The organism is Bradyrhizobium sp. P2_E8, from assembly GCF_056403875.1.
On sequence record NZ_JBFUES010000461.1, the window covers coordinates 1 to 5,783 of the forward strand.

Annotated in this window: 4 protein-coding genes; 2 read left to right on the forward strand and 2 right to left on the reverse strand. The window is 65.4% G+C overall.

Going from position 1 to position 5,783, the window contains the following annotated elements:
- Nucleotides 1-25: 25 nt before the first annotated feature.
- Both AC1D00_RS23600 and ugpB read right to left on the reverse strand, forming a co-directional pair.
- Nucleotides 26-1,057, reverse strand: a complete 1,032-nt coding sequence (locus AC1D00_RS23600) for a M4 family metallopeptidase (RefSeq protein WP_477012308.1) — start codon at nucleotides 1,055-1,057, stop codon at nucleotides 26-28.
- Between the two features lie 331 nt (nucleotides 1,058-1,388).
- Nucleotides 1,389-2,729 (reverse strand): sn-glycerol-3-phosphate ABC transporter substrate-binding protein UgpB, encoded by a 1,341-nt coding sequence (gene ugpB, locus AC1D00_RS23605; RefSeq protein WP_477012309.1) that lies wholly within the window; start codon nucleotides 2,727-2,729, stop codon nucleotides 1,389-1,391.
- Between the two features lie 187 nt (nucleotides 2,730-2,916).
- Between ugpB and AC1D00_RS23610 the strand changes: the two genes are divergently transcribed.
- Nucleotides 2,917-3,912, forward strand: a complete 996-nt coding sequence (locus AC1D00_RS23610) for a TRAP transporter substrate-binding protein (RefSeq protein WP_477012310.1) — start codon at nucleotides 2,917-2,919, stop codon at nucleotides 3,910-3,912.
- Nucleotides 3,913-3,918: 6 nt separating this feature from the next.
- Nucleotides 3,919-5,783 (forward strand): sensor histidine kinase (locus tag AC1D00_RS23615; protein WP_477012311.1); only part of this gene is annotated, 1,865 nt, incomplete at its 3' end.

Here is a 5,783-nt window from a genome sequence, read left to right on the forward strand (position 1 = left end):
GGTATCCACTTCGCTCGAAAACGCTTTATAGCCCGACCTTCTTCCATCCGGTATCGACGGCGGCGAAGACTGCGGCATCGCCAGGATACAACGTGTGGGCACCCTGCCGGGTCCGCGCCGCGAAGGTCTTCATCGTCATGTTCGGCATCGGCCCGAAACCGGTGAGCGAATGGTACCACACCTGCCCGATCTTGGCCCAACTGTATCCGCCAAGCGTTGCGCAGGCCGTGTAGAAGGCCAGGTTCGGCGGCCCGCTCGCGTAATGCGGGTCCATGCCGGGCGTCACTTGCGAATATTTGGTCGGCTGCGGCGCCAGGCAGTGCTTGGCGGCGGGATCGGCCATGTCGCGCAGGCAGGTGAACCCCCTCTTCTTGGCCCCCGGCCCCATGATGTCGCGCCCGATCAGCCAGTCGGCCTTCTTGACATCCTGCTTGGCCTCCCACTGCCGGAACATCGAGCCGAAACAGTCGGAGATGCTCTCGTTCAAGCCGCCCGCATCGCCGCTATAGGCGAGCTGGAGGCTGTGCTGGGTCACGCCATGGGTCAGCTCGTGGCCGATGACGTCGTTGCCCCGGGTGAAGTCGACGAAGATGCTGCCGTCGCCGTCGCCATAGACCATCTGCGACCCGTTCCACATCGCGTTGTTGTACTTCGCGCCGAAGTGAACCGACGACATCATGGTCATGCCGTGATCGTCGATCGAATTCCGGTTGAAGACCTGCTGGTAGAACTTGGCCACCTTGGTGGTCTGGTTGAAGGTGCGCTTGACGGAGCCGTCCGAGGACGTCTTCGGCTTCGGCACGGGCGTCCCCGGCAGCGTCTGCGTGTGCTTGCAGTCGTAGACCGTGACCGACGGCGCGGCGGCCAGCGTGACCAGACCTGCGGCGCGCGCCGCCACGACGTTGGTCAATTTCGCCGTCTGCGTGCGCAATTCGCGCAGTTCATGACTGACCTGGACGGTGTCGACCAGCTGCTTGCGAAGCACAGCGGACAGCTTCTTGTCCTGGGAAAGCTTGGTCAGAACGTCGTTCGGGATGATGCAACATGAGCAAGGCATAGATGATCTCCATCACAACTTTTCCGAAAAAATGATAGGTAAAACAACCTCAAGATTATCGCTGCGCGCCCGCGGCACAAGTGATGTGGCTCACACGGGCGTCACTGTTTCGAGAGCGTGGATCTGCGGCCCGTTGCGCCGCAGATTCGCACGGTCCTTCCGGTTGCAAGATGTCGATTGCGTTCGCGGGTGCAGCGAACGTCACGCCCAATGCGCGAACAGCGCCGCGCCTACAGCGCGATGAGATTGGGATGAATCGTCATCGCGCTTCAGGTTATTACCTGAGCATGATCTTTCCGGAAAACCGCTTCGCACTTCTCCGGATCATGCTCTATCGCTCCGGGCTGGCGCGCTCGAACTGGCGAAGCAGCTTGTTGCCGCGCTCGACCGCGGAATCCAGCGCTCCCTGCGCGCTCTTCTGGCCGGCAAAGGCCTGCTCCAGCTCGTCCTCGATCGCGCCGCGGATCAGCACGAAGGAGCCGAGCCGGATGCCCTTCGAATTCGCCGTCGGCTGATGCAGCGTGATCTCCTCGAACGAGATCGCCGAGCCCGGATTGCGCTCGTAGAAGCCTTGCGCGCGCGTCAGCTCGTAGGCGGCGCGGGTGATCGGCAGATAGCCGGTGTTCTGGTGCCAGGCAGCCTGCACGCCGGGCTGCGACAGATAGGCGAAGAACCGTGCCACGCCCTTGTATTCCGCGCGCGGCCGGTCGCGCAGCACCCACAGCGTGGCGCCGCCGATGATCGAGTTCTGCGGCGCGTCCTTCACCTCGGGCCAGTACGGCATCATGCCGTAGCCGATCTCGAATTTGGAATTCGCCCTGATGTCGGCGCGCGTCGCCGAGGAGCCGATGAAGACGCCGCATTCGCCGTTCTGGAAGCGCGGCTCGGCCGACTGGCCGCGGCCGCCATAGTCGAACAGCTTGGTCTTCTGCCACTCGGCCAGCTGGGCGACGTGCTTGACGACGACCGGATTGTTGATGGTCAGCTCGGCATCGAGCCCGGCAAAACCGTTGGTGCGGGTCGCGAGCGGCAGATTGTGGAAGGCCGAGAGATTCTCGATGTGGATCCAGGATGGCCAGGACGTGGTGAAGCCGCAAGGAGCGCCACGGTCGCGCAGGCGCTTTACGATCGCGCCGAGCTCGGGCCAGGTCTTCGGCGGCGTCTCCGGATCGAGGCCGRCGTCACGGAACATGGTCTTGTTGTAGTAGAGGATCGGCGTCGACGAATTGAACGGGAACGACAGCAGATTGCCGGCCGCATCGGTGTAGTAGCCGGAGACGGCCGGAAGGTAGTCGTTGAGCGAGAACGGCTCGCCCTGGTCCCGCATCAGGCTGAACACCGGATAGATCGCGCCCTTGGCCGCGGTCATGGTCGCGGTGGCGACCTCGTTGACCTGGACGATCGCGGGCTGGCTGCGCGAGCGGAAGGCGAAGATCGCGGCCGTCACCGTCTCGGTGTAGTTGCCCTTGTAAGCGGGCACGATCCGGTAATCGGACTGCGAGGCGTTGAAGTCGGCGGCGAGCCTTTCCAGTTGCCGGCCGAGCTCGCCCGACATGGCGTGCCACCACGCGATGTCGGTGGCGGCGTTTGCCTGCGCGGTGAACGTGAAGGCCGCGGCGGCGGCAACGACCTGCAAACAGCGCAATGCTGAAATCACGATGGCCCTTTCCATGTCGCGCGGCAAAAGGCGACCCTGTCCTGCTTACGGCGCGGCATTTCCAGTTTCAACCGGGAATGAGGGCCGGCCGCGCCGCACAATCACCCCGCGGGGCCGGGCGGGATGGCCTTCCCTCAACCATCTGCTAGATTGCATTGAACCTTTTGGTCCTGCCATAGACTCCACCACTGAGGGGTTGAGTGTGCCAGTGTTGAACCGTGCCGAACTCTCACGGACCGGGGTGGGTTTCGTTGCGCTTTTGATCGCCATCTGCGCGACGAGCGCCGTTGCGCGCGAATTTCGCGCCGCCGACACCCAGACCGAGAATTACCCGACCGTCCAGGCGCTGCGCTACATGGGCGCGCTGATCGCCGAGCGCACCGGCGGCCGGCACGAGATCAAGGTGTTCCACTCCCGCCAGCTCGGTGAGGAAAAGGAGACCATCGAGCAGACCCGGGCCGGCGCGATCGACCTCAACCGGACCAATGTGGCCCTGATCGGCAATTTCGTTCCGGCGATGAACGTGCTCGCGATGCCGTTCCTGTTCCGGTCCATCGAGCACATGCAGAAGGTGCTGGACGGGCCGATCGGCAGCGAGATCCTGAACAGCTTCGAGCCCTACGGTTTCGTCGGGCTCGCCTTCTACGATTCCGGCGCGCGGTCGATCTACAACGGCGTCCGCCCGGTGACGAACGTCGCAGACCTCCGGGGCCTGCGGATCCGGGTGCAGCAGTCGGAGTTGATGAGCGAGATGATTCGCTCGCTCGGCGCCGAGCCGGTCGAGATGCCCTATGGGCAGGTGCTCGCCGGACTTGCCAATCATCTGATCGACGGCGCCGAAAACAACTGGCCATCTTTCGTGACGACGGACCATTACAAACATGCCGGCTACCTCGCACTCACCGAGCACACGATGAGCCCCGAAGTGCTGGTGATCTCGCTCAAGGCCTGGCGCAGCCTCTCGGCGGACGACCAGACCATCTTCAGGGAGGCCGCGCAGCGCTCCAGCCGCTTCATGCGCGAGAAATGGCGCGACCTCGAGGAGCAGTCGCAGCGCAAGGCCGAGGAAGCGGGCGTCCGTATCGTCAGGGATATCGACCGCAAGCCGTTCGAGGACGCGATGKCGGCGATCTACGCCAAGGCCGGGCGCGATCCCGCGGCGGCCGCACTGATCGAACGCATTCGCAAGGTGGAGTGAGCCCTCTTGGCCGCGCCTGGACACAGCGAGCACGCAGACAGGCCGCCGGGCCCGTTCGGGCGGCTGCGCGCGCGCCTGGTCGGCGCGCTCCGCGCGGTGCCGATCCGCTGGCGCATCCTGTCGATCGCGGCGCTGAACTCCGCCGTGGTGGTGGTGCTGGTGGCGCTGATCTGGAACGGATCGCAGGTGCTGGGCTCGGCCTGGGACGACGTCCGCCAGGTGCGCGAATCCGACCGGATCCTGGCGCTGCTCGAAAGCGAGACCGGGCGGCTGCACAATCTGATCCACCGCTACATCAACCAGCCGAGCCCGGACCTGTTCGCCGAGATCCTGCTGCTGCGCGAGGCGGTGCTGGGCACCCTGACCAACCGCGCCGCCAAGGACCCGATGCTGTCAGGCTCGGTCGAGGAGCTGGAGCGCACCACCGACCGCTTCCTCAACGGTTTTGGCGAGCTGCGCAGCGTCCAGGCCACCATCGCCAAGACCTACGAGGAGCAGGTGCAGGGCCCGGCCAGGGACATGGCGGGCCTCTATTCCATCATCGAAGGCGCCACCGGCCATCGCGACGCGCTGATCTGGCCCTCGCTCGGCAAGTCGCGCGAGGCCTTCACCGCGATGCTGGTCGCGGCCAATTCCTACTATCTGTCGCTGTCGTCAGGCGCGGCCGACGACGCGCGCCGCAACACCGAGACGATCGAGAAGACCATCCCCGTGATGATCGACCTCGCCGACAACGACCTCCAGCGCATGGCGCTACAAAAGCTTGCGGCCCGCACCATGGCGCTGCGCGAGGGGTTTGCAAAACTCTCCGAGCAGCTGACGAGCCGCACCGAGCTGCTGCGCAACACCATCGACGCCAGCCAGGCCGAGGCGATCGGCGCCATCGACGACCTCTCCACCAAGATGCGCCAGCGCGAGCAGAAGGCGCAGGAGACGTTCGACCGCACGCTGGCGGATATTTCACGGCGCGTGCTGTCGATCGCGGTGATCTTCCTCGGCATCATCCTCACCGCCGGCGTGCTGATCGCATTGTCGATCCGCCTGCCGCTGCAGCAGATCATGGCGGCGATGCGCGCGATCATGCTCGGGGACCTCGGCCGCGAGGTGCAGGGCACGCGCGCGCGAGACGAGGTCGGAGCCATGGCACGCGCGGTCGAAGTGTTCCGCGAGAACGCGATCGCGAAGCGCGAGACCGAGGACGAGCTGCGTGCCTCCAAGGAAAAGGCCGAGAGCGCGCTGCTCGAGCTCAACGCCGCGCAGCAGAATCTGATCGACGCCGAGCGGCTCGCAGCGCTCGGCGGCCTCGTCGCCGGCGTCGCGCACGAGGTCAACAACCCGATCGGTATCAGCCTCACGGTCGCGTCCAGCTTTGCCAGGCGCAGCGATATCTTCGAGGCCCAGCTCAAGGGCGAGGGCGGCCTGCGCCGCTCGCAGCTCGAGGAGTTCGTGCAGGCCTCGCGCGATGCCTCGCAGCAGCTCGTCGCCAACCTCCAGCGCGCCGGCGAGCTGATCCAGTCGTTCAAGCAGGTCGCGGTGGACCGCTCGCATGCCGAGCGGCGGCAGTTCAGCTTGAGCGAGGCCACCGACCAGATCATCGCCAGCCTGCGCCCGGTGCTGAAGCGCTCGCCGATCACGCTCCAGGTCGACGTGCCCGAGGGGCTGCTGCTCGACGGCTATCCCGGCTCCTACGGCCAGATCCTGACCAATCTCTTCCTTAACGCAGCCAACCACGCCTTCGCCGACGGGCGCGCCGGTACGATCACGATCTCGGCGCGGCCGCGCGGGACCGACGATATCGAGATCATCTTCACCGATGACGGGGCCGGCATGACCCCGGACGTGCAGCGCCAGGCCTTTGACCCATTCTTTAC